A 23349-nucleotide genomic window follows, 5' to 3' on the forward strand; every position below is an offset into this window, starting at 1 on the left:
ATATGCCTGACAAGGGCAAAAGGAGGAAAACCAAAATGGGTTTTCCAAAGGATGGGACATGAAATCCAAGTTTTACATCGCGAGCAGTGTTCTCGCTCTGTGTTACGCGCAAGGGGTCCACGCACAAGAAGATATCGATCTGGGCGAGATCGTTATTAGTGGTGGCTTCACGCCGATCGATGAGGCTGCATACGGACGTTCGGCCACCGTCATCACCGCAGAAGAGATTGAAACCCGTGGCATCCGCACCGTTCAGGATGCGCTGCGTGCCGTTCCGGGTGTGTCGGTCAGCGGGGCGGGTGACAGCTTTACCCAAGTCCGTATTCGCGGCGGCGAAGCCAACCATACGCTGGTTCTGATTGATGGCGTGCCTGCCGCTGGCGGCAATGCGCAATACAACTTCTCGGGTCTGGAAACCGCGAATATCGAACGCATCGAAGTGCTGCGCGGCCCACAATCGGTGTTCTATGGCTCCAATGCCTCGTCCGGTGTGATCAATATCATTACCAACAAGGGTGGGCTCGGGCGCGAACTGTCTGGGACGGTCGAGGCCGGTGACGCGAACTCGGCCAGCATGCGCTATTCGTATCGCGATGACCGCGGCGGTGCGGCTGTCAGCCTCTCTTATGCGGATGACAAAGGCTATGACATTTCCGGTGACGGCGGCGAGAAAGACGGCATCAAACGCGCAACAATCAACCTGAGTGGCGACTATCTTGTGGCCGAGGGGCTGAAGCTGGGCTTCACCTACAGCCATTCCGACGAAGAATATGAATACGATGCGACGAATTTCGCGGCGACGGACGCCGCCACCTATATCGTGGACGATCCGACGCTGTTTTCCGATCGCACCGAAAGGCTGGGACAAGTCTTTGCCGAGTACGAAGCCATGGGCGGGCGCATGATGCACCGGTTCTCGCTGGAAGGCAGCGAGTTTTCGAATTCCAACAATGGGGGTGCCACCTCTTCGGCAGACCGCAAGACTGCGCGCTACCTGCTGAGCTATGCGCTTGACGGTGCAACGACCACCGAGACCAACCACCTGCTGAACGTCATCGCCGAATATACCGAGCGTCGTTCGGACACCGAGCCGGGGTACAAGCCCAACCGCGCGTCCTATGCGCTGGAATATCGCGGCACGTTCGACAACGGGCTGAGTCTTCAGGGCGGCCTGCGCTATGACGACAACAGCACTTTTGCCGATGACGTCACCTGGAACATCAGCGCGGCCTACATGCTGGCATCGGGCGTGCGCCTGCATGCCTCGGCGGGTGAAGGCAGCGTCGATCCGTCCTTCTTTGAACTGTTCGCAAACTCGTTTGGCTATGTCGGCAACCCGAACCTGACACCGGAAAAGAACCAGAGCATCGATCTCGGGGTTGAAGTGCCGTTCTGGCAAGGCCGCGGCGTCTTTGACGTCACGCTTTTCGCCGAGAACCTTGAAGACGAGATCACCGACTACTTTGATCCAATCTCGGGCAACTTCACCTTCAGAAACCAGGCCGGCACGTCCAAGCGGCGCGGCGTCGAGGTGTCGAGCAACGTCCAAGCGACCGATACGCTGGACCTGCGTCTGTCCTATACCTATCTGGATGCCGAAAACCCCGACGGGTCGGTCGAGGTTCGCCGTCCCCAGCATGAGCTTATGCTGAGCGCGACCCAGCAATTCATGAACGGGCGTGGCAGCGTCAACGCAGACCTGCGTTATGTGGCTGAGAACTATGACACCCAGTTTTGGGGCGCGTTCCAGACAGCGAAATTGCCTGACTACGTAACCTTGGATCTCTCTGCCCGCTATGCGATCAACGACACGCTGACCCTGACCGGTCGTGTCACCAACCTGTTCGACGAAGACTATTCCGACGTGTGGGGCTATGCCAAACGCGGGCGTGCTGTCTATGTCGGGTTGGCCGCGACTTTCTAGGATGCGCATGCGCGGCATCATAACAACCATGGCGGCCCTGCTGATAAGCGGGGCCGCCATGGCCAACGATGCATCCGCGCCAACCAGAGATACCCCGACACGGGTTGTGTCCATGAACCTTTGCACGGACCAGCTTGCCATGATGCTGGCGGGTGAAGGACAGCTGATGTCGGTGTCGTTTCTGGCCCGTGACCCGCGCAGTTCTGCCATGGTCGACGAGGCCATGTTTTATGAAATCAACTATGGCCGCGCCGAAGAGATCTATCTGATGCGGCCCGACCTTGTGCTGGCCGGGGCCTTTTCAGGACGGGCGACGGTAGACCTATTGCGTCGGATGGGCGTGCCTGTGGCCGTGATCCCCCCTGTCCTATCCCTTGAAGAAGTGCCCGAGCGTCTTGTGGAACTTGGCACGCTTCTGGGCCGCGGCGCAGAGGCACGGGCCATGGCGGCCCGTTATGAACAAGACCTTGCAGCGTTGCGCCGCGCCATCGAGAACGGCCCTCGCGCCGTTCTCTACGAGGCGCAGGGCTGGACCGCTGGGGCCAACACTCTGACCGGGCAAATCCTGTTGGCAGCGGGTTTGCAGAACGTGGCCGCCGAAATGGGCTATGACTATGGCGGCGCCATGCCGCTCGAGGTGCTGGCGATGGCCGATCCCGATATGGTGATCTCGTCTGCGCTGTATGACGGCCATTCGCGCGCCGAGGAAATCCTGTTGCATCCGGTGGTCGAGTCCTTCCGCCGGGAAGGCGCGCGCGCCCATATGCATCACAGCGACTGGGTCTGTGGCACGCCGCATGTGCTGCGTGCTGTGGAACGCCTGATCCTAGACAGCCAGCCCTTTCGGCAAGGGGGCGATTGATGCGCCTTGAACTTGCTTTGTTTATCGTGATGTCGGGCCTGTTTGTCCTGTCGCTGACCATCGGGCCGGTGGCGGTGCCGGCCATGGACAGTCTGCGCGCCCTGTTTGATACCTCTTACGGTGCGCTAACCCTCGTGATGCAGGAAATCCGTTTGCCGCGCGCCATCCTGGCGATCCTTGTCGGGGCCGGGCTGGGACTGGCCGGGGCTGCAATGCAGGGATATCTGCGCAATCCGCTGGCGGAGCCGGGATTGATCGGTGTGTCAGGTTCCGCCGCCCTTGGCGCGGTACTTGCCATTCAAACGGGCATGTTCGCGGCATCCTCGCTGGGCTTGCCGCTGTCGGCACTGGCGGGCGCGTTGGTGGGGGTATTTCTGGTCATGACGCTGGCCGGTCCACGGGGGGGATCGCTGACGCTGATCCTTGCCGGGATCGCGATTTCGGCACTGGCCGGTGCACTCACGTCCTTGGTGCTAAACCTGTCGCCCAACCCTTTTGCCGCCAACGAGATTGTGTTCTGGATGATGGGCTCACTGGCGGACCGGTCGATGACCCATGTCTGGCTGGCCTTGCCTTTCGTGCTGATCGGGGCCTGTGTGATTGCCATCACCGGGCGCGGGCTGGATGCGCTGACCCTAGGTGAAGACGCCGCCCAGACCATGGGTATCAACCTGTTCCGCCTGCGCCTGCTTCTGGTGTTCGGCACAGCGGCCATCGTCGGTGGCACCACGGCCGTGGCGGGCGCCATCGGCTTTGTCGGGCTGGTCGTGCCGCATATCCTTCGCCCGTTGGTCGGCGCACGCCCGTCGCGGTTGCTTTGGGCCTCGGCCATCGGTGGCGCGATCATGGTTCAGGTCGCGGATATAGCCGTACGGTTGATCCTGCCGGAACGTGACCTGAAACTGGGGGTTGTCACGGCGCTGGTTGGCGCGCCACTGTTCCTGCACCTGATCTACAAAACCCGGAAGGACCTGCCATGAGCCTTCTATCCGTGCAAAACCTTGGTGTCACATTGCGTCAGCGTCCGGTCTTCCGGGACGTGTCTTTTGACCTGCACGCAGGTGAATTTGTTGGTCTGATCGGCCCGAACGGTGCCGGGAAGACCACCCTCATGCGCGCCTGCCTCGGGTTATTGCCGCATGCGGGACAGAGCTCTCTGTCCGCACTGTCGCTAGCTGAGCGTGCCCGAACGGTCGCCTGGATGCCGCAGGCCCGCGAAATCGCCTGGCCCGTCTCGGTCGAACGAATCGTGGCCCTAGGGCGCCTGCCGCATCTGCCCGCGGGACAAGCCCTGCCCCCAGCGGACAAGGTGCTTGTCGATGCAGTCATTTCCCGTCTGGGGCTTGACGCGTTCCGCGATCGCGCCGCGTCACGCCTGTCGGGCGGGGAACAGGCCCGCGCCCTGATCGCCCGCGCACTGGCACAGGACACGCCCTTGCTGATGGCAGATGAACCGATTGCCGGTCTCGACCCGGCCCATCAGATTTCCACGATGCAGGTTTTCCGCCAGATCGCAGACGATGGGCGGGCCGTGATGATGTCGATCCATGACCTGGGTCTCGCTGCACGCCACTGCACACGCCTGATCCTGCTTGCCGAAGGCGGGATCCTTGCCGATGGTGCCCCGCAGGACGTGTTGACCGCCGCCCTGGTCGCGCGCGCTTTTGGCATCACGGCCTGGCATGGCGACACGCCGGACGGCCCCGTGTTTCAACCGCTGGAGGTGGTGTGATGAACCGTGTCACCGTTTCCGAACCTTGGCTGGACATGGATCTTGGCGGCGAGATGAACGTCCTGAGCTGGGCCGTGAACAAGCCCGGTTTTGTAAAGGCTCACCGTATCCTGTGGCGCGAGGTCAAGAATGGGGATCTTCCCCCGTTCATGGATGTGCATGATTGGCTGGACCGGCAACTGGCCGCGCGACAGGCGCGAGACGCCGTGACCTTCCTGACCTCGCGCAGGATCACCGCCTTTGAAGAAACCGAAGCGACCGTGGGCCAGACCACCGCCCATGCTGTGGCCACCGTCGGCCTGTCAAATGCCGAGCACGTCGGGCAGCGCGTGGATTATTCCAAGCGGGACTGGGGCACGATCAACGTGGCCCTGCGGCTGAACCAGGGTCTGAGCCAGACCGGCCTGATCGAGGCCATGAGCATCGTCGTGATGGCGCGCACCGCCGCGGTGATGGACATGCGCTATGACCTGCCGACCGGCATCGCCACGGGCACGGGCACCGATTGCGTGGCCGTCGCCGCCCCCGAGGGGACGACCGATTTTGCCGGCATGCATACCGAAATCGGCGAGACCATTGGCCGCGCGGTCTATGACGCTGTGCAAGCGGGCGCCCGGAAATGGGGCATTGAACAGTGGGGGACCAGCAAAAGTGCTTGACCGCAACCAAGCCCTGCCCTGTCTGCCCGCACAGAGCGAAACCCGAACTCTGCCGGGTTTTCCGGTAGATTGCGGCCACTCAGAAAGGTGACACACATGGACCTGACTGCCCTGTTTGATTTTCTGGCCAAAGGAGGACCCGCGCTCTGGGTGATTTTCGGCCTGTCCGTCCTGACGATGGGCCTGTTCCTATGGCGCCTGACGGAACTCTCGCTGTTGGGGGTATGGCGTAGCCGTAAGGGTGACGAGGCAACAAAGGGCACGCCCAGCGGGCGCGTGGCCTTGGCAGCGCGGGGCGCGTTGGAAAACCCCGGTTTTGACCGCGAAATGGCGCTGAATGAAACCACACGCGTGGCCAAGCTCGAAATGATGGAATTGCGTCGTGGTGTACGCCCGCTGGAACTCGTGGCGGCGATTGCCCCGCTGGTGGGTCTGCTGGGCACCGTACTGGGCATGATCGAAGCGTTTCAGGCATTGCAAGAGGCTGGTTCGGGGGCGGACCCCTCGGTGCTTGCCGGTGGCATCTGGGAGGCGCTGCTAACCACGGCGGCAGGCATGGCTGTCGCGATCCCCGCTTCGCTTCTGTCTAGCTGGTTCGAGAGCATTTCCGAACGTGAACAAGCCCGCATGGAAGACGTCGCCGTGCGCGTCTTCAACGCGGTTCCTGCCTCTGCGCCCGCGAAAGAGAAAGCTATCGCCTGATGCTATCCCTGTCCTCACCCCGCCAGCGAAAACGCCCCAGCCTGACACCGATGATCGACGTCGTGTTCCTGCTGCTGGTGTTTTTCATGCTGGCCTCGCAATTTGGCATGGACAGGGTGTTGCCGCTTGCCGCGGGCGGGGGCAGTGGCGAATATTCCGGCCCGCCGCGTCTGGTGACTCTGACACCGGACCGGATCTTGCTGAACGGGCGAGCTGTGGAACTTGACGAACTCGTGGCCGAGGTTTCGACGCTGACACGTGACAAGGTAGACGCCATCGTCCTCAAGCCCGATGACAAGGTGTCCCTTCAACGTCTTATGGATGTGGCCACCGCGTTGAACGCGGCGGGCTTTTTCAATGTGGTGGTGCTGGAATGATCGTGGATTTCTCGACCCCCAGAAAAAAACCATCGACCGAGGCCGTGCTGCCGATGATCAACGTCGTGTTTCTGTTGTTGATTTTCTTCCTGATGACCACGCGCATTGCCACACAGGCGCCTTTCGCGGTCGTGCCGCCGGTGACAGAGCTTGAATCCCAATCCGAAAACACGCCGGTCATCTTCATGTCGGCAGAGGGGGTGCTTTTCTTCGAGGGTATCGAAGGCGATGCGGTGCTGGGTCTGCTGGAACCACGCGCAATCGCCCCTTACCCCTTGACACTGCGGGCGGATGCCGAGGTTTCGGCGAAAAATGTTGCGGCTCTTCTGGCAAGGCTGCGTGATATGGGCATCACCAGCATTAATATCGTGGGGCAAAACGGATGACGGGGGGGCTGCGCCTTTTGGCCTTTCTGGGCCTCTCTTGCGCCCTGCACGCCGCCCCGTGGATGGTCTGGGGCACCAGCGGGCAACAGGCCGCCGGTGGCGGCGGTGAGGATCAGATCACACTGTCTGCCGCCCCGCAGAGCCTTGGGGCGTTGGTCGAAAAATGGGAACGGCCTGTCGAGACAAGCCCTCAGCCCCCCGTATTGCACCCGCCGCAAATCATTCAAAACACTCAACCGGCCCAACGGTCGAAAATGCAGATGAGCCTGCCCGACTCGACCACCGCAATGCACGCGCCGGCGACCGAGGCATTGCCACGGGTCGACACCACGCCCCCGCCGCCCCCGAAACCCGCGCCGAAAAAGATCGAAAAGAAAGCGCCGAAGCCCGCCGCCGCCTCAACACCCAGAAAGGCCGAAAAGGCGAAAGGGCCCGGCAAGGCCGTGGAACAGGGCAATGGGGGCAAGGCAGCGGTCAGCACAGGCAACAGCAAGCGTGAAGCCAAGCTGTTGCACCAATGGGGCGCGCAGATCAAATCGCGCATCGAACGTCAGAAACGCGCTGCCGGTGCACGCGGCAAGGTCCGCATTCGCGTTGTTGTGCACACTTCGGGCAAGCTGGCCTCGGCGACGGTCATAAAGTCTTCGGGCGTTGCGGCTCTGGATGCTGCCGCGTTGAAGACCGCCACCCGTGCGCGCCTGCCCAATGCACCAAAGGCGGTTGCACCGGGCACACATGCGTTCACCCTTTCCCTGAATTACAACCGATAGGGTGCTTGCAGGAGCACTACCCCTTCAGTCGGATCGCGACATTCTTGGTCTGGACATAGTTCCACAGGGCCTCGCGCCCTTTTTCGCGGCCATAGCCCGATTTTCCATATCCGCCGAACGGGGTTTCCACGCCACCGGCATACCATTCGTTCACGAACACCTGCCCCGCCCGGATCCGGCGCGTCGCCGAGGTTGCGCGGTCGAGGTCGCGGGTGAACACCCCGCCGACCAGACCGTAAGGCGTGCCATTGGCAATTCTGAGCGCGTCTTCATCTGACGAGAATTTCAGGACGCACAAAACCGGACCAAAGACTTCTTCGTTGGCGATGGTCATGTCCGGGGTCACACCGGTCAGGATCGTCGGTTCAAGGAAGGCACCCGGAATGTTCATCTTGCGCCCGCCGGTGGCCACCTGTGCCCCCTGCCCCTGCGCGGCCGAAACCATGCCCGCGGCGCGGTCGCGTTGCCCTTCGGACACCATCGCCCCCATGGTCGCCGCGAACTCGGTCTGTTCGATGCCCGGTTTGACCTCAAGCGATTTTGCAACACCCACCATGCGTTCGACCAGTTCGTCATGCACGCTTTCATGTACGATGACGCGGCTCATCGCCGAACACACCTGACCCGCGTTGAAATAGATGCCCCACCGGACGTCGTTTTCAAAAGCCGCCAGATCGGCGTCATCATGCACGATCGCAGCGGATTTACCGCCCAGTTCAAGCACACACGGCACAACGTTGCGCGCAGCCGCTGTGGCAATGGCAACGCCGGTCGGTACCGAGCCGGTGAAGACGATCTGGTTGACCCCCGGATGCCCTGACAGGGCGGCCCCGGCTTCTTGTCCCAGGCCGCATAGGATGTTGACCGTTCCCTTGGGCAATCCTACCGCTTCGGCTGCGTTGGCAAACCATGCATTGCTAAGCGGTGTCAGTTCCGGAGTCTTGATCACGCAGGTGTTGCCCGTCGCCAGCGCCGCCGACAGCGACCGCGCGGTCATTTCCACGGGGTAATTCCACGGGATGATCTGGGCGGACACACCGAACGGCTCATAGGTCGTGAAATCGAAATAGTCTTTGCCTAGCGGGATCGAGCGCCCCTCAACCGTTTCAGCCTGATTGCCGTAATATTCGAAATACCGCGCAGCACCTTCGATCTCGATCCGAGATTCCCAAAGCGGTTTGCCCTGTTCAAGGGTCAGAACCTCGGCGAGTTCCTCGATATGGTCCAGAAGGTAGCGCCCCATGGCCTGCACCATGCGCCCGCGATCGACTGGGCGTAGATCAGACAGCACGCCAGACTGGTGCACCCGTTGGGCCGCCATCACGGCGCGGTCGACATCGGCGGCATCGGCCAGGGCGTGTTCGGCAATCTTCTGCCCCGTCCCGGGGTTGATCACGTCGATCCGTCCGGCGCCCCCGTCTACCCAGGTCCCGTCGATATAGTTTTGCCAATAGGTCTTCATGCAGGTGTGATCCGTTGTTCATATAGATGGTCGTAATGCGGCTTCATGCGGCGATAGACACGTTGCACGCGTTCAGGGGCCTGCGCAACTTCGATATAACGGCGTTTCTGGGGTTTCAGCCCCGTGGACCGCGCAAGGTTGGCATGGAATGATCCACCGTCCCACCAGCTATGCGCGGACGGGTCGCCCCCTGCCTCCCATGTCATGGCTTCGGGCAGGAAAGGAATATCCACCGCATTGCAAAACGCCTCGACCATGGCGGCGGGGTTTTCCAGCAGATCGTCGCTGTCGATCACTGGGGGCGGTGTGCCGTTCAGTGCCGTCAAAAGGTCGAACAAGGCGCGCTGCTCGGGAAAGCCTACTTCAAGTTCGTCAAAACCGGGCCACTTGTCATACATGGAAGAAATCGTCTTGGCCGGATCGCGGATCAGGAAGGCATGAGTGAAATGCCCAAGAAACGCGGGCGTCCACATATGATTGATATAATGCGGAAAATCCTTGAGGAACACTGGGGCTGTCACTGCGCGGGTGCGGATATCTTCCCACACGCTTTCGAGGGTCAGGCCCGGCGTGGTTTTCTCACCCTCTTTGAAACGGGGCCAGAGCGGGTCTTCACCCTGATACCACGCTTCGCCGAAGGGTTCGTGCAAACAGTCCATGTCTCCGCGCTGGCGCATCATCCATTCAAACGCGGTTGAGGTCGAGCGCGGGATGGCCCAGAGGGCAACGATCTTATGCATGAAGGCTCTCCAAGAGGGCGCTTTGGGGTGTCGCGGGCGCGATGCCGAGGTCTTTCATGATCCGCCAGTAAAGCGCGGTGTCGTGGCCGATCACGGGCTTGCCCAGCTTGGCCTCCATATCCCGCGCCAGATGAACAGGCCGCCGGGGCAAACCATCGGGTCCGCTGCGAAAGTTGCACATCCCGTTGATGAGATAGGCATCTGCAGTCGGGGCCTGCTCGGCCACGAAGGCAAAGCTCTTCTCGAACAGATCACCGTCAAAAACCCAGCGCTTTGCGTTCACCGAGTCCTGGTTCGGAAACCATCCCTGATCGACAAAGTTGCCGGCCCAAAGCACATCAAATCCGGCTTCACGCAGGAAGCCTGCAGTGCCCTGCCACCAATCGGGCCAGTGATAGGCCGCATTAAGCGCCACTTTTTCAACGTTCATGGCGCGCAGCGCCTCGACCATGGCATAGCCGGCCATGTGGAAACGGGTCTCGTACTTGTCGGACAGGTCCGCGCAATGGCGGCGGATGCCTTCCACCCCGAGACCGCTGGCATGGACCCAGTTCGAACCGACCTGCCCACAGACATCGACCCCGTTGCGCGCCATGCAATGCACGAAGTCTTCCATCATGCCGAAGTTCTGTTTGCGCTGGTCCAAACCGTGAGCATAGTCGGGCACGTGCAGCATCCAGCCATGCACGCCGACGGTTTCCGGGCTCATCCGCAGAAAATCCGAGGGCGCCGCATCATAATCAAACGGCGGACAAGTGAACCCCACCTGATGCGGGAACAGCTTGTGCTCTGGCTGCCAGCTTGCGGGCATCATGCGCGGACATCCTCGTCGGCGGAATGCGGATAACGCGGCAAGCTGTCCTTGATGTGGAGCCAACCCAAGTGCTCGGCATGGTGACAATGCAGCTGAGGTGCGTATTCGGCGGGGTCATCCAGTGACGCCGCATAAAGGTGGATTTCGCCGGGCCAGCGCGTGCTTTCAAAACTCATCTGCGTACCGCACCTGTTGCAGAACCCGCGCAGGGAAATACCCGACGACCGGTAGAAGCTGCGTTCGCCGGTCCAGGCCACCGCCTCGGGTGCAAATCCCATCCACGCCACCACCGGCGCTGAACAGGCTCGTCGGCAGCTTTCACAGTGACACAGCGCAGTCCATTTCGGCGGCGTGGACAGGCGATAGCGGATCGCCCCACAGAGACACCGTCCGGTGGTGCCCGGCTTGAGGCTGCCAGACTCGATGCTTTGCTCAACCATCTACGGCCTCGCGCATCCAGCGTTGCAGGTGCATCACCGGATGCTCCGAATTCACCCCACCGCGCGGATCGACGACAAGGGGGCCGGGTCGGTATCCGCGGGATTGCAAGCCACGCTGCACCGACTCCACAAGGTGGATGTCTTCTTCGACCGTAGTGTCGCGATCCTGCACGGCCAGCTTTCGCACCTTCGCGTCCTCGGCCCCACCCACGGAATACCAGCCGCGCCAAACCACCACGCGCCCCGCATCAATGGCACGCCAATGATAGGTGTTGAGCACATTTCCGGGATAGACTTGGAACGAGAACATGGGCCACAGGAACCAGCTCGAATATTCATGGCTGTGGGCAAATCCAGAGTTGATGTCATAGGTCATGTCCTCGACATTCTGGCACTGTGTCGTGTGGCGCAAGCACATGCCTTGCGGCTGGATGTCATAGGTCTCGGGTTTGATGACGCCGTTGGAAAAGGTCGGGTGGTTGAGGCTACAGTGATAACATTCCGAGTAGTTTTCGACCGACACTTTCCAATTGCAGGATTCAGGAATTTCCACCCACTCAATGGGTTTCAGATCGGCCCAGTTGGGCACCCATTCCTCCAACTCGGCGCGGGCGTTCGGGAACCAGTCTTCCATTGGCATCGCGTTCGGGTCGAGATTGACAAACACGAACCCCAGGAATTCTTCGGCGCGCACCTCGGTCAGGCAGACAGTCGATTTATCAAACCCTTCAACCGCCTTGATATTTGGGCCAGAGCGCAGCTCTCCCGTCAATTCGTAGGTCCATGCGTGGTAAGGGCAGACAACCACGCGGGTGGTGCCGGACCCGCTCACCAACTGGTGCGCGCGGTGTTGGCAGACGTTGTAGAACACACGGATTTTCTCATCCCGCCCCCGGATCGCGAACAGGCTTTCACCAGCGATCTCGAATGTCGCATAAGCCCCCGGCCCTGCCAACTCGGAGGCGTGACAGCCGAATTGCCACGTGCGCGCCAAAAGCCCTGCACATTCCAGATCGAACACTTGCGGATCCGTGTAATACCGCGCGGCAAGAGACTTGATGGGAAGTGTCACGTCGGCTCCTCATGATACAGGCCCAACTCGTGGCGCCTTGCGTGGAAGGTAGTGACGCGCTCAACGATTTCGTCGCTCGCCACCGCAATCACGAATGACAACAACGTCTCAAGCAGCGCGACTGTTGTCACCGATGAAGGGAAGAACTGCGGCGTGTCGCAGGCAATGACGAACCCATGATCGGCATCGCGGATGATCGGACTGGCCGGACTGTCGGAAATCGCCACGATCCGCATCCCTTGGGTGCGGGCCCGCTTGACCGCTTCGACCACTTCGGCCCTGTAGGGTTTGCAGGTGATGGCGATCAGAACGTCGCCATCGCCGGCCCAGGCCAGATCGTCAATCGCGTTGGCCCCCGCGCGCGGGATGGCGTGGAACCGGACCATACCCGTTGACGCGAGATAGGTAAAATTCCGGGCGCTGGAGTTGTTCACTCCCACCCCCAGCGTGAACACGTTGTTTGACTCCCAGATCAGCTCGGCCGCGTCTTGCAGGTCATCGGCAGAGATGCCCGAAAACGTCTCTTCGACATTGCGCAGCATCCCCTGAACCATATCAGCATAAAGCCCCCCCAGATCGCCGGATTTCCGGATGTCCTGCAGCCACTTGGCGCGCTCGGGGAAATCGGCGGCCCCGCGTCGGATGGCCTCGCGAAACGGGGCGCGAAAATCCTCGTACCCTTCAAAGCCCACTTGCCGTGCCATGCGCACAACTGTGTTGGGTTTCACATTCGCGGCCTCGGCGATTTCGCGCACGGTCGAGACCCCGACATCGCGCGGATTTTCCAGCACATAGGTCGCGGCCTTACGGGCCTCGGGCGTCAACTCGCCCAGTTCACCCGCAAGCCGTTTCAGAATCGAATTTGATACATTTGTCCCATTCATGATTGACTGTGGTATATTTGTTTGCAAATGCTGTCGAGACAAAAATCGACTCACATCAGGAAAAATGCCGTGGCAACCGAATTTCCAAATCAGGCCCGTGTCGTCATCGTAGGAGGCGGCGTGATGGGCGTCGGCCTTGCATACCATCTGGGACATGAAGGCTGGGGCGCCGAGACCGTCCTGCTTGAAAAGGCCGAACTCACCTCGGGCAGCACGTGGCATGCCGCGGGCCAGATTACGCACTCCACATCCAGCTTCGGCCTTGGCAAATGCGTTGATTACAACATCGGGCTTTATTCCGGCGGGCTGGAAGCCGAAACCGGTCAGCCAGTAACATGGCATGGTTGCGGATCATTCCGGCTGGCCTATACCGAGGACGAGATGGACTGGCTACGCCACACCCTGTCCGTGGGGCGCTCGCTCGGGTTCAACATCGAACTGGTTGGGCCTGAAGAGATTGCCAAACTGCACCCGTTCTACAATCTCGACGGCGTTCTCGGGGCTTTGCACACGCCGGATGACGGCCATGTGGATCCGACCAATGTGACCATGGCGATGGCGGCGGGGGCCCGTCAAAAGGGCGTGCACATCATTCGCCAGTGCCGCGCCACCAACATCACGCAACTGCCCTCGGGGGAATGGCAGGTCGAGACCGAAAAGGGCACGATCACCTGCGAACACGTGGTCAACGCCGGCGGCACTTATGCCCGCCAGATGGGCGAATGGTCAGGGCTGCAACTGCCCATGACATCAATGACACACCACTATTTCGTCACCGAACCCGTACCGGAGTTCGAGGCGCTGGACACCGAGCTGCCGGTGATCCGCGACGACAAAAAAGTGTCGGGATACATCCGCATGGAGCAGAAACGCGGCCTGATCGGGATCTACGAAAAAGAGAACCCGAACTCGGTCTGGCATGACCATTGCCCGTGGGACTATGAAAACTGGCTGTTTGACGCCGACTACGACCGCGTCATGCCCTATCTCGAAGAAAGCCTGAACCGGATGCCGATCTTTGCCGAGCTGGGCATCCAGCGCGAGGTGCACGGCGCGATTTCGCATCCGCCCGATGGCAACCCGCTGATCGGCCCTGCCCCCGGCGTGCGAAATTACTGGTGCTGTTGCGGTACACAGATCGGCATCGGCTGGGGGCCGGGCCTGACGCGGGAGCTTGCCCGCTGGATGGTGCACGGGGCGGCCGATATCTCGATGCGCGACTATGATCCGCGTCGCTTTGGCAGCTATGCCACCAAAGACTGGCAGGTCATCAAGGCCGAAGAAGACTATTGCCTGCGCCACGAAATTCCGTTCCCGCATTTCAACCGCCTTGCGGGGCGCCCGATTAAACCGTCCCCGCTGCACGAGCTGTTGCATGCCAAAGGGGCCGTGCACGAAGAAGTCTACGGTTTCGAACGCCCGCGGTTTTTTGCAAAAGGGATCGCGCAACAGGATCACTATTCCTTCAACCGCACGCCGGTGGATGACATGGTCGCAAACGAGGTGCGCGCCGTGCGCGACCGCGTCGGCATCATGGATGTCACGGCATTTACCAAGGTGTTGGTCAGTGGCCCCGATGCCTACGCCCTTCTGGACCGGCTGACAGCCAATCGGATGCCGCAGAAAACGGGGTCGATTACCCTGACCCACATGCTCAGCCGGGGGGGACGCATCGAACTTGAAACCACGATCGTGCGCATGGCCGACGACAAGTTCTACCTTGTCTGTGCCGCCTTCTTTGAACAGCGCCTGCTGGATCATCTGACCCACCAGAAAGCGGACGAGGACGTGACAATCACTTCGCTGTCCTCGGATTGGTCTGCCCTGTCATTAAATGGTCCACGCGCCCGCGATGTGCTGGCGGCCTGCACCGACGCCGATTTGTCAAACGCAGGTTTCCGTTGGCTGTCCGCACAGCAGATTACCGTCGCCAGTCACGAGATCTGGGCATTCCGCATGTCATATGCGGGAGAGCTTGGCTGGGAATTCCACATGCCAAACGCCGCCTGTCTTGATGTGTATAGCGCGCTTTGGGCCGCGGGCGCCCCCCACGGGATCGCGGACTACGGGTCTTTCGCCATGAACGCAATGCGGATGGAAAAAGGTTTCAAAGGCGCGGGTGAGTTGACCAACGAGGTGACTCTGGCCGAGGCCGATGTGCTGCGCTTTGCCCGCACCGACAAGAACTATCTGGGTCGTGATGCAACCCTTGATCCCAATCTGCGCTGGATCTGCGCCTATCTCGAAATCGCACCGGACGGCAAGGCGGATGGCCATGGCGGGGAAGCCGTGCTTCTGGATGGAAAAGTCGTCGGATCAACTGCCTCGGTGGCCTATGGCCCGACGGTCGGCAAGATACTTGCCTTTGCCTACCTGAAACCCGATGCGGCAAAACCCGGCACCGCGCTTGAAGTTATCATCCACGGCGCTCCGCGCCCGGCCAAGGTGCTGGGGGCGCCCGCCTATGATCCGGAAAGCCTGTTGCCGCGCACCGATAGCATCAAGGAGGCCGCAGAATGACCCTGCCCAAGACGATGACCGCCATGGTCACCATGGGACATGGTGATCTTGACCAAATGGTGCTGCATACGGACTGGCCCCGCCCCGAACCCGGACCGGATGACGTGCTGATCCGTGTAGGCGCCTGCGGGCTGAACAACACCGATGTGAACACGCGCTCGGGCTGGTATTCCAAGACCGTATCCGACGCCACAACCGGCGGGGCCTATTCCGAGGTGGGCGAGGAAGACCCCACATGGGGCGGCGCGCCGATTACCTTTCCCCGCATTCAGGGCGCGGATGTCTGCGGCACGATTGTCGCCGTTGGCGCCAATGTGGATGCGGCCCGCATTGGCGAACGCGTCATCACCGATGGCTGGTTGCGTGATCCGCAAGACCCAGAAAACATGGACAAAACCGGATATTACGGGTCCGAACGGGACGGCGGATTCGCCGAATACGCCACCACGCCCGCACGAAATGCCTTGGCAGTGACCTCTGATCTGAGCGATGCCGAACTCGCCACCTTTTCCTGTTCCTATTCTACGGCGGAAGGCATGCTGACGCGCGCCAATGTCGGCGCACATGACACTGTTCTGGTTCCCGGCGCATCCGGCGGGGTCGGTGGCGCGTTGGTACAGCTTGCCAAACGGCGTGGCGCGCGAGTCATCGCCATGGCCTCGGACGCCAAACACGACGACGTGGCCGAGCTGGGGCCCGACCGCATTCTGCCGCGGGCGCCTGACAATCTGCGCGCGACCCTCGGCGACGAGAAGATTACAGTCGTCGCGGATGTGGTGGGCGGCCCCTACTGGCCGCAACTGATCGACATTCTGGAACGCGGCGGGCGCTATACCTGCTCCGGCGCAATCGCGGGGCCGATGGTCACGCTGGACCTGCGCACCTTTTACCTGCGCGACCTGACCTTTACCGGCTCTACCGTGATCCCGCCGGAAGTCATGCCCAACCTGATACGATATATCGAGAACAAAGAGATCAAACCGGTGCTCGCCGCGAGCTACCCGCTGGCGCAATTGCGCGACGCGCAGGCCGCCTTTATCGCCAAGACCCACACGGGCAACATCGTGGTCGAGCCATGACACGTGTCATCTTTGACACGCCGCCCGCTCTGGTCCCGGCAGAGGCGATGGAATGAAAATCACCCGTATCCGCATATACAAGACCGCCCTGCCCTATGTTGGTGGCGCCTATCGCTGGGGGGCTGGCAACGTGATCGAAACCGCCATGGCCAGCGTTGTCGTCATCGACACCGACGCAGGACTACAGGGATGTGGCGAATTCACCCCCTGCGGCGAAAACTACATGGTCGCCCATTCCGAGGGCGTTGAGGCTCTCGCGCGGCTCGTGGCGCCGCGCCTTCTGGGCGAGGATCCCCGCCAACTGGGCCGGATTGAGGAGATCATGGACCACAATGTGCAGGGCCATGGCTATGCCAAGGCCCCGTTTGATGCGGCCTGCTGGGACATTCTGGGACAAGCCTGCGATCAGCCTGTCTGGATGTTGCTTGGCGGGAAGCTAACCGACGGGGCGCCCATGTACCGCGTGGCCCCGCAAAAGGATAACGATCAAACCCGCATCGAGATGGAAGGCTATCGCGCACAAGGTTACCGGCAGTTCCAAATCAAGGTCGGCGCAGACTGGCGGTCGGATATCGACCGGATCGAGACAGGTGTTGCCCTTGTGCACCGGGACGAATCCGCCATGGCGGATGCCAATCAGGGCTGGCGCGTCGACAATGCGATCCGCGTGGCCCGCGCGACCCGTCACCTGGATTTCATCCTGGAACAGCCATGCCGCACCTACGAAGAATGCCAGCAGGTCCGCCGCGTCGCCGAACAGCCCATGAAACTGGATGAGTGCCTGACCGGCATGGCGATGGCCCAAAAAATTGTCGCTGATCGCGGGGCCGAGCTTTGCTGTCTCAAAATCTCTAACCTTGGTGGTCTGACCAAGGCCCGGCGCGTACGGGATTACCTTGTCGAAAACCGGATGCCCGTGGTGAGCGAAGACAGTTGGGGCGGCGAGATCACCAGCGCCGTCGTCGCGCATTTCGCGGCCTCGACCCCTTCGGACTATCTGCAAAACACCACCGACCTTATGAATTACAACACCCGGTCCACCGGCATCGGTGGCCCGACCGCCCGACAGGGGCGCCTTTATGCGACGGATGTGCCCGGTCTGGGAGTCACGCCGGATTTCGGCAGTCTCGGGGCACCGGTCGCGGAGTATGTCTCATGAAGATTTCCCGGATATCCGTTTATCAGCGCGCCCTGCCGCTGGAACACCCTTATTGGCTTTCGGGCGGGCGGCTTAAATTCGAAGTGCTTGATGCCACGTTCGTCAAGATCGAAACTGACGCGGGCATTACCGGGTGGGGCGAAGGCACGCCCTGGGGCCACACCTATGTGCCAGCCCACGGACCGGGCATTCGGGCGGGCCTTGAAACCATGGCGCCCTTTGTTCTGGGGCTTGATCCACGCCGCCTTCTTGCGGTCGAACGCGCGATGGACATGGCCCTGCCTGGCCACCTTTATGCCAAAAGCCCGATTGACATGGCCTGTTGGGACATTGCCGGTCAGGCAGCGGGCCTGCCGATTGCCGACCTTATGGGCGGCGGATCCCGCACCCCGCGCCCAATCGCGTCGTCTGTAGGGGCCAAGACGATCGAAGATACACGCGCAGCGATCGACCGCTACCGCCAGCGCGGCTACATCGCACATTCGGTCAAGATCGGCGGGAACGTGGCGCGTGATATCGCCCGCATCCGCGATGTTGAAAACATCCGCCGTGAGGGCGAAATCGTGCTGTACGATGTCAATCGGGGCTGGACTCGCGCGCAGGCATTGCAGGTCATGTCGGCCACTGAAGACCTGAACGTCATGTTCGAACAACCTTGCGAAACGCTGGACGACATCGCGGCGCTGTCAGGGAAACATGCCGCGCCGGTGTCGGTGGATGAGGCGTTGGTTACCCTTCAAGACGCCACCCGTATCGCGCGCGACGGGATCGCCGAAATCTTTGGCATCAAGCTCAATCGCGTTGGCGGATTGACCAAGGCGGCCCGGATGCGCGACGTCGCACTTGCCCATGGCATCGACATGTTCGTGATGGCCACTGGCGGGTCAGTTCTGGCCGACACCGAGGCCCTACACCTTGCGGCCACCATACCGGATGAAAACTGTCATGCCATCTGGGCATGTCAGGACATGATCACCGCAGAGATCGCTGGCGGGCGCGGCCCGCGCAATATCAACGGACATCTGCACCTTCCCGAAACCCCCGGCCTTGGCGTGCATCCGGACGAGGACATGCTGGGCGATCCCGTGGCAGTTTATACATGAAAATCAAACGCATCACATTGTGGTCCGTCGACCTGACCAGCCACGAAACCTATTACATGGCCGAAGGCAAGACCTGCGACACGGTCAAATCGCATGTGCTTTGTCTGGAAACAGATGCCGGCCTGCGGGGCTGGGGCGAGGTGTGCCCGATCCCCCATTACCTGCCCGCTTATGCCGATGGTGTACCGGCCGCCCTGGTCGAGATGGTCCCGCACATTCTGGGCATGTCCCCGTTTGGCGTGGATGCCCCCATGCAAAAGCTGGACGAGGTGCTGCAAGGACACGCCTATGCCAAATCCATCATCGACATGGCCCTGTGGGATCTTTTCGGGCGGGCGACGGCGCAGCCGCTTTATGCCTTGCTGGGCGGGCGAACGTCCGCCGACATGCCGCTTTACCACTCGATCACCTGTATCGCACCGGATGACATGGCTACGATTGCCCGCGAGGCCTATGCCACGGGCATCCGGCAGTTTCAGGTCAAGCTGGGCGCGGATGCCAATTGGGAAGCGGATGCCGAGCGCCTGATCAAGGTGCGCGAGGCTGTTGGGCAAGGCCCGCTGGTCTATGGCGACTGGAATTGTGGCGCGACCAAGCTGCAGGCCACAAGGACAGGCCGCGCGGTGGCCCATCTGGACGTGATGTTGGAGCAACCGTGTAAAACACTGGAAGACTGTGCCGCCGTGCGCCAGGCGACCGGCTTACCCATGAAAATCGACGAAGGGGCATATGATCTGGCGTCGTTGATGCGGGCTGCAGAACTGGGCGTTCTCGATGCGGTTGCGCTCAAACTGTCCAAGTTTGGCGGCCTATCCGCGATGCGCCGCGCCCGCGACCTGACGGTGCATCTGGGGGCGGAGATCTGCGCCGAGTGCACATGGGGGTCGGATATCGTAACCGCCGCATCGCTGCATTTCGCGGCTTCGACGCCACAGCGGGCGCTGCTCAACACCTGTGACCTGTCGTCTTACGTCGGCCCACGCATCGCGCCGGATTGCCCGACACGGCAGAACGGACGCATCGCCCCACCGGAAGGTCCGGGGCTTGGCGTTGCGCCCGATATCGCAACCCTTGGAAAACCCCTGCTGGAACTGGACTGACCCATGCTAAAACTCAACTCCCAAGCCGAATGGATCGCGCGCGCCCAAACTGTGCTGCCCGCAGGGGGCTTTGGCAATTTCGACCCCGGCATTGTGATCGCGCGTAGCGAAGGCAGCCACGTCTGGGACGAAGACGGAAATGAATATATTGATTATCTGATCGGGTCCGGCCCCATGCTTCTGGGGCATGGCCACCCCGAGGTGATCGAGGCCGTGCTTGAACAATTGCCCAAAGGCATGACCTTTTTTGCCAATAACGCAAAAGGCATCGAACTGGCCGAGGCGATTGTCGACGCCGTGCCCTGCTGCGAACAGGTGCGCTTTGTCGCGTCCGGGGGCGAGGCGGACATGTACGCCATCCGGCTGGCCCGGGCCTACACAGGCCGTGACAAGATTCTAAAATTCGAAGGCGGCTATCACGGGATGAGCGCCGAGGCCCAGATGAGCCTCGCGCCCGAGAAACGCGTCAATTTCCCACAGGCCGTGCCCGACAGTGCCGGAATTCCGCAAGGCGTCGCCGAGCAGATGCTGATCGCGCCGTTCAACGATCTTGACGCCGTTCAAGCGCTTTTGAGCGAACATGACGACATTGCCGCGATCATTGTTGAACCCCTGCAACGGATCATTCCCGCCGCGCCGGGGTATTTGCAGGGACTGCGCGATTTGTGCGACCGACATGGTGTGCTGCTGATCTTTGACGAAATTGTCACTGGCTTCCGGCTGGCATATGGCGGCGCGCAGGAACGCTATGGCGTGACACCGGACATCTGCACGCTGGGCAAGATCATTGGCGGGGGCTTTCCGCTGGCCGCACTTGGGGCCAGTGCAGAGATCATGCGCCACTTCGACAAGGCCGCAGTCGGGGCTGAGAAATGGCTGATGCAACTGGGGACGCTGTCGGGCAACCCCATTGCGGCAGCGGCTGGTCTCAAAACCATGGAAATCCTGCGTCGCGACGGCACCTATGACCGTCTGCGCACCATCGGGCAAGACTTGCAGGACATGCAGCGTGACGCACTGGATGCGGCAGGAATCGCCCATCAGATTTGCGGCGACACCACCTTGTTCGACCTGTACTTCACCACGGCGGCCTGCCGCGATTACCGGTCCGCGAAACACGACGATCCGGCCCGGAACGCAGCCTATAATGCCAGCTTGCGCGCCCACGGGATATTCAAATCACCGGGCAAGCTGTACCCCTCGCTGGCCATCACGCAAGCCGATCTGGACCAGACCCGCGAGGCAGTGAACGCGGCGGTCGCATTTCTTGTCGCGTCTGGATAGGATGCTCAGACCGTGGCGGGGGCGGCTCGGACGGCCTGCGAAATGCGGTCGATCATGAACTCCATGAAAAGCCGCGTTTTCGGATCCTGCATCCGTCGATGGGTGAACAGACAGGCCATTTGAATGGGCTCCGGTGGCGTGTCTGTCGCCACCGGCACCAAGGCTCCGGATTTCAGGTGCTCGGCCACTTCGAACACAGGCTTCATCGCCACCCCATGGCCCGCCAGCGCCCAGTCGGTCAATACATCCCCGTCATCCGACTCGAAGCGGCCCGACACGCGGAACCTTTGCGGCCCGTTCGGGGTGGAAAGCAACCACTGGAATTCCGTCGCGCCGGGAAATCGCAGGTTCAGGCATTCGTGCCCATCGCGCACCAGATCTTCGCCCTCGGCCGGCATCCCCCGTTGCGCGACATAATCCGGCGCAGCACACAGCACACGCGGCACATCGGCAATCTTGCGGATGCGCAGGTTGCTGTCCTCGGGCTGACCAAGGAAAAAAGACAGGTCCAGCCCTTCGGTGGTCAGGTCAACATTGCGATCTGTCAGACGCAGGCGCACGCTGACTTCGGGGTATTCTTTCAGGAAATCCGGCACCTGTGGCGCGATCAGACGCCGGCCTACTCCCAACGGCGCCGCAATATGCAAGGATCCTTTGAGGTTCTCGGTCATATTGACGATCTGCGCTTCGGCACGCTCGACGGATTCGAGAATTTCCGTGGCGCCCCGATAAAAGGATTTACCCTGTTCCGTCGGCGTCAGACTGCGAGTCGTACGTTGGAACAACCGCACGCCGAGATGTTCCTCGAGCTGGGAAATGCGTGAAGAGGTTACTGCGGGCGACACCCGCAGATCCCGCCCTGCAGCAGACATACTGCCCAATTCGTAGACACGCACGAAGGTCCGGATGTTGTCGAAGTAGGACATTATTTCGCTTTTTTTGATACTGCTTGGCTTTTGACCGCAATACCAGAATAAAAAAGGCACGGATAGAGTGTTCGTAAATTCGAATCTTGGGAGAAAGACGCCATGTACGACCTGGCAATACTGTGGGACTGGATCGCATTTTCGGTGCGGTGGCTGCATGTCATTACCGCAATGGCGTGGATCGGCGCGTCTTTCTATTTCATCGCGCTTGACCTGATGTTGAAACCCGCAGACCACCTGCCCAAGGGCGCTTATGGCGAAGAATGGGAGGTCCATGGCGGCGGGTTCTATCACACCGTGAAATACCTCGTGGCGCCGTCTGAAATGCCGGAACACCTGACATGGCACAAATGGCAAAGCTATACGACGTGGCTGTCCGGTGCGGCGCTGTTGATGATCGTCTACTGGGTGGGAGGAGAGCTTTTCCTGCTGGACCCGACCAAGGCCGATCTGTCTCTGTGGCAGGGCATCCTGATCTCGGGCGGGTCGTTGACCATCGGCTGGCTGGCCTATGATTTTCTGTGCAAATCCCGCCTGAGCGAACACCCCACTCTCCTCATGCTGCTGCTGTTCGTGATCCTTGTCGCAATGTCCTGGGGATATAACCAGATTTTCACCGGGCGGGCGGCACTACTTCATCTGGGGGCGTTCACGGCCACCATCATGACGGCAAACGTATTTTTCCAGATCATGCCGAACCAGCGCATTGTTGTTGCCGACCTCAAGGCCGGGCGCACGCCTGACGCCAAATACGGAAAGATCGCCAAGGTACGGTCAACCCACAACAACTATCTGACCCTGCCGGTCGTGTTCCTGATGCTGTCGAACCACTATCCGCTGGCCTTTGGCACCGAATACGCATGGATCATCGCCAGCCTGATCTTCCTGACCGGCGTGACCATCCGGCATTACTTCAATACCATGCACAAAACCGGCAAGGGGCCGAACTGGACCTGGGCAGTGACGGCGCTGCTGATGGTTATCATCGCATGGCTGTCCACCGCATCGGACATGGAAAGCTATGAAGAATCCGAGACGCGCGCGTTGTCCCCCTATGAGGCAAAATATGCGGCGGCCACCGGGTTTGAAGACGCCTATTATGCGGTGACCGGCAACTGTTCCATGTGCCACGCGCGCGAACCTTCGTGGGAGGGTATGCACTGGGCCCCGAAGGGCGTGTTTCTGGAAACCGAGGCCGATGTGGCGCGTCATGCCGATCAGATCTATCTGCAGGCAGGTCGGTCCCATGCGATGCCGCCCCCCAATGCCATCGAGATGGATCAGGACGCTCGTGACCTGATCGTGGCGTGGGTGCGCGAGGTCCGCTCAGGAAAGTAACCCCTGCCCTGAGCGG

General features: G+C 61.0%; 23 protein-coding genes. 16 read left to right on the forward strand and 7 right to left on the reverse strand.

Translation table 11 applies throughout. From position 1 onward, the window contains the following. Positions 1 to 58 precede the first annotated feature (58 nt). The 9 genes from WNE31_RS15195 (at position 59) to WNE31_RS15235 (ending at position 7412) form a co-directional block, all read left to right on the forward strand. The gene (locus tag WNE31_RS15195) at positions 59 to 1924 is read left to right on the forward strand and encodes a TonB-dependent receptor plug domain-containing protein (protein ID WP_349980797.1); all 1866 of its coding nucleotides are present in this window, start codon (positions 59 to 61) and stop codon (positions 1922 to 1924) included. A gap of 7 nt (positions 1925 to 1931) precedes the next feature. After that, on the forward strand, positions 1932 to 2786 hold the full coding sequence (locus WNE31_RS15200; protein WP_349980798.1) for an ABC transporter substrate-binding protein: 855 nt from the start codon (positions 1932 to 1934) through the stop codon (positions 2784 to 2786). Next, the gene (locus WNE31_RS15205; protein ID WP_349980799.1) at positions 2786 to 3766 is read left to right on the forward strand and encodes a FecCD family ABC transporter permease; all 981 of its coding nucleotides are present in this window, start codon (positions 2786 to 2788) and stop codon (positions 3764 to 3766) included. The genes WNE31_RS15200 and WNE31_RS15205 overlap by 1 nt, the downstream gene beginning before the upstream one ends. Next, positions 3763 to 4518: an ABC transporter ATP-binding protein gene (locus WNE31_RS15210; protein ID WP_349980800.1), complete on the forward strand. Its 756-nt coding sequence runs from the start codon at positions 3763 to 3765 to the stop codon at positions 4516 to 4518. The genes WNE31_RS15205 and WNE31_RS15210 overlap by 4 nt, the downstream gene beginning before the upstream one ends. Then, on the forward strand, positions 4518 to 5177 hold the full coding sequence (locus tag WNE31_RS15215; protein ID WP_349980801.1) for an adenosylcobinamide amidohydrolase: 660 nt from the start codon (positions 4518 to 4520) through the stop codon (positions 5175 to 5177). Before WNE31_RS15210 ends, WNE31_RS15215 begins: the two co-directional genes overlap by 1 nt. 96 nt (positions 5178 to 5273) lie before the next feature. Further along, entirely contained in the window at positions 5274 to 5879 is a 606-nt protein-coding gene (locus tag WNE31_RS15220) for a MotA/TolQ/ExbB proton channel family protein (RefSeq protein WP_349980802.1), read from the forward strand. Further along, positions 5879 to 6256, forward strand: coding sequence for an ExbD/TolR family protein (locus WNE31_RS15225; RefSeq protein WP_349980803.1), 378 nt, complete (start codon positions 5879 to 5881; stop codon positions 6254 to 6256). Before WNE31_RS15220 ends, WNE31_RS15225 begins: the two co-directional genes overlap by 1 nt. After that, positions 6253 to 6642, forward strand: coding sequence for an ExbD/TolR family protein (locus WNE31_RS15230; protein WP_349980804.1), 390 nt, complete (start codon positions 6253 to 6255; stop codon positions 6640 to 6642). Before WNE31_RS15225 ends, WNE31_RS15230 begins: the two co-directional genes overlap by 4 nt. Continuing rightward, positions 6639 to 7412, forward strand: a complete 774-nt coding sequence (locus tag WNE31_RS15235) for an energy transducer TonB family protein (protein ID WP_349980805.1) — start codon at positions 6639 to 6641, stop codon at positions 7410 to 7412. Before WNE31_RS15230 ends, WNE31_RS15235 begins: the two co-directional genes overlap by 4 nt. A 16-nt stretch (positions 7413 to 7428) precedes the next feature. Here the strand turns inward: WNE31_RS15235 and WNE31_RS15240 are convergent, their stop codons facing one another. Genes WNE31_RS15240 through WNE31_RS15265 form a run of 6 tightly spaced genes read right to left on the reverse strand, consistent with a single transcriptional unit; the run spans position 7429 to position 12824 of the window. Further along, on the reverse strand, positions 7429 to 8874 hold the full coding sequence (locus tag WNE31_RS15240; protein WP_349980806.1) for an aldehyde dehydrogenase family protein: 1446 nt from the start codon (positions 8872 to 8874) through the stop codon (positions 7429 to 7431). Next, positions 8871 to 9614 carry a sulfotransferase-like domain-containing protein gene (locus tag WNE31_RS15245; RefSeq protein ID WP_349980807.1) on the reverse strand — a complete coding sequence of 248 codons (744 nt, stop codon included), beginning with the start codon at positions 9612 to 9614 and terminating at the stop codon, positions 8871 to 8873. The genes WNE31_RS15240 and WNE31_RS15245 overlap by 4 nt, the downstream gene beginning before the upstream one ends. Further along, a complete protein-coding gene (locus WNE31_RS15250) occupies positions 9607 to 10428 on the reverse strand; it encodes a hypothetical protein (RefSeq protein WP_349980808.1) in 822 nt (273 codons plus the stop codon). The genes WNE31_RS15245 and WNE31_RS15250 overlap by 8 nt, the downstream gene beginning before the upstream one ends. Then, entirely contained in the window at positions 10425 to 10868 is a 444-nt protein-coding gene (locus WNE31_RS15255; RefSeq protein ID WP_349980809.1) for a GFA family protein, read from the reverse strand. The genes WNE31_RS15250 and WNE31_RS15255 overlap by 4 nt, the downstream gene beginning before the upstream one ends. Further along, positions 10861 to 11940, reverse strand: a complete 1080-nt coding sequence (locus tag WNE31_RS15260) for an aromatic ring-hydroxylating oxygenase subunit alpha (RefSeq protein WP_349980810.1) — start codon at positions 11938 to 11940, stop codon at positions 10861 to 10863. Before WNE31_RS15260 ends, WNE31_RS15255 begins: the two co-directional genes overlap by 8 nt. Continuing rightward, the gene (locus WNE31_RS15265; RefSeq protein WP_349980811.1) at positions 11937 to 12824 is read right to left on the reverse strand and encodes a MurR/RpiR family transcriptional regulator; all 888 of its coding nucleotides are present in this window, start codon (positions 12822 to 12824) and stop codon (positions 11937 to 11939) included. Before WNE31_RS15265 ends, WNE31_RS15260 begins: the two co-directional genes overlap by 4 nt. 69 nt (positions 12825 to 12893) lie before the next feature. Between WNE31_RS15265 and WNE31_RS15270 the strand changes: the two genes are divergently transcribed. The 6 genes from WNE31_RS15270 to WNE31_RS15295 are packed head-to-tail and all read left to right on the forward strand — an operon-like array spanning position 12894 to position 21069. Next, on the forward strand, positions 12894 to 15344 hold the full coding sequence (locus tag WNE31_RS15270) for an FAD-dependent oxidoreductase (RefSeq protein ID WP_349980812.1): 2451 nt from the start codon (positions 12894 to 12896) through the stop codon (positions 15342 to 15344). Next, a complete protein-coding gene (locus WNE31_RS15275) occupies positions 15341 to 16423 on the forward strand; it encodes an alcohol dehydrogenase family protein (protein WP_349980813.1) in 1083 nt (360 codons plus the stop codon). The genes WNE31_RS15270 and WNE31_RS15275 overlap by 4 nt, the downstream gene beginning before the upstream one ends. 52 nt (positions 16424 to 16475) lie before the next feature. Further along, the gene (locus tag WNE31_RS15280) at positions 16476 to 17582 is read left to right on the forward strand and encodes a mandelate racemase/muconate lactonizing enzyme family protein (protein ID WP_349980814.1); all 1107 of its coding nucleotides are present in this window, start codon (positions 16476 to 16478) and stop codon (positions 17580 to 17582) included. Then, positions 17579 to 18685: a mandelate racemase/muconate lactonizing enzyme family protein gene (locus WNE31_RS15285; RefSeq protein WP_349980815.1), complete on the forward strand. Its 1107-nt coding sequence runs from the start codon at positions 17579 to 17581 to the stop codon at positions 18683 to 18685. Before WNE31_RS15280 ends, WNE31_RS15285 begins: the two co-directional genes overlap by 4 nt. Next, on the forward strand, positions 18682 to 19785 hold the full coding sequence (locus WNE31_RS15290; protein ID WP_349980816.1) for a mandelate racemase/muconate lactonizing enzyme family protein: 1104 nt from the start codon (positions 18682 to 18684) through the stop codon (positions 19783 to 19785). The genes WNE31_RS15285 and WNE31_RS15290 overlap by 4 nt, the downstream gene beginning before the upstream one ends. Before the next feature lie 3 nt (positions 19786 to 19788). Beyond that, the gene (locus WNE31_RS15295) at positions 19789 to 21069 is read left to right on the forward strand and encodes an aspartate aminotransferase family protein (RefSeq protein WP_349980817.1); all 1281 of its coding nucleotides are present in this window, start codon (positions 19789 to 19791) and stop codon (positions 21067 to 21069) included. Between the two features lie 5 nt (positions 21070 to 21074). Here WNE31_RS15295 and WNE31_RS15300 read toward each other — a convergent pair whose 3' ends face one another. After that, positions 21075 to 21995, reverse strand: a complete 921-nt coding sequence (locus WNE31_RS15300; protein WP_349980818.1) for a LysR family transcriptional regulator — start codon at positions 21993 to 21995, stop codon at positions 21075 to 21077. A 102-nt stretch (positions 21996 to 22097) separates the two neighbouring features. Here WNE31_RS15300 and WNE31_RS15305 point away from each other — a divergent pair, with 102 nt between their 5' ends. Then, positions 22098 to 23333 carry a urate hydroxylase PuuD gene (locus WNE31_RS15305; RefSeq protein WP_349980819.1) on the forward strand — a complete coding sequence of 412 codons (1236 nt, stop codon included), beginning with the start codon at positions 22098 to 22100 and terminating at the stop codon, positions 23331 to 23333. Positions 23334 to 23349: the final 16 nt, after the last annotated feature.

This window comes from Shimia fortis (assembly GCF_040225985.1).
Lineage (GTDB): Bacteria > Pseudomonadota > Alphaproteobacteria > Rhodobacterales > Rhodobacteraceae > Shimia.